The sequence below is a fragment of the Pseudomonas sp. PDM10 genome (genome assembly GCF_014852295.1).
GTDB lineage: Bacteria > Pseudomonadota > Gammaproteobacteria > Pseudomonadales > Pseudomonadaceae > Aquipseudomonas.
The window spans coordinates 1-570 of sequence record NZ_JACVBJ010000018.1; the positions used below are offsets into that span (position 1 = coordinate 1).

Annotated in this window: 2 tRNA genes and 1 rRNA gene; all 3 read left to right on the forward strand. The window is 48.2% G+C overall.

Going from position 1 to position 570, the window contains the following annotated elements:
* A 16S ribosomal RNA gene (locus IB252_RS29895) occupies window positions 1-101 on the forward strand; the annotation flags it as partial.
* Between the two features lie 83 nt (window positions 102-184).
* Window positions 185-261: transfer RNA gene (locus IB252_RS29900), tRNA-Ile, on the forward strand.
* A 27-nt stretch (window positions 262-288) separates the two neighbouring features.
* Window positions 289-364 (forward strand) — tRNA-Ala (locus IB252_RS29905).
* Window positions 365-570: the final 206 nt, after the last annotated feature.

Consider the following 570-nt stretch of genomic DNA (forward strand, 5'->3'; position numbering starts at 1 on the left):
GTCTAACCTTCGGGAGGACGGTTACCACGGTGTGATTCATGACTGGGGTGAAGTCGTAACAAGGTAGCCGTAGGGGAACCTGCGGCTGGATCACCTCCTTAATCGACGACATCAGCTGCTCCATAAGCTCCCACACGAATTGCTTGATTCATTGAAGAAGACGATAAAGAAGCAGCCCGAAATTGGGTCTGTAGCTCAGTTGGTTAGAGCGCACCCCTGATAAGGGTGAGGTCGGCAGTTCGAATCTGCCCAGACCCACCAATTTTGTGTGGGAACCTGTAGAAATACGGGGCCATAGCTCAGCTGGGAGAGCGCCTGCCTTGCACGCAGGAGGTCAACGGTTCGATCCCGTTTGGCTCCACCACTACTGCTTCTGTTTGTTGAAAGCTTAGAAATGAGCATTCCATCGTGATGATGGTGAATGTTGATTTCTAGTCTTTGGCTAGATCGTTCTTTAAAAATTTGGGTATGTGATAGAAAGATAGACTGAACGTTACTTTCACTGGTAACGGATCAGGCTAAGGTAAAATTTGTGAGTTGCTCTTTGAGCAAGAATCGAATTTTCGGCGA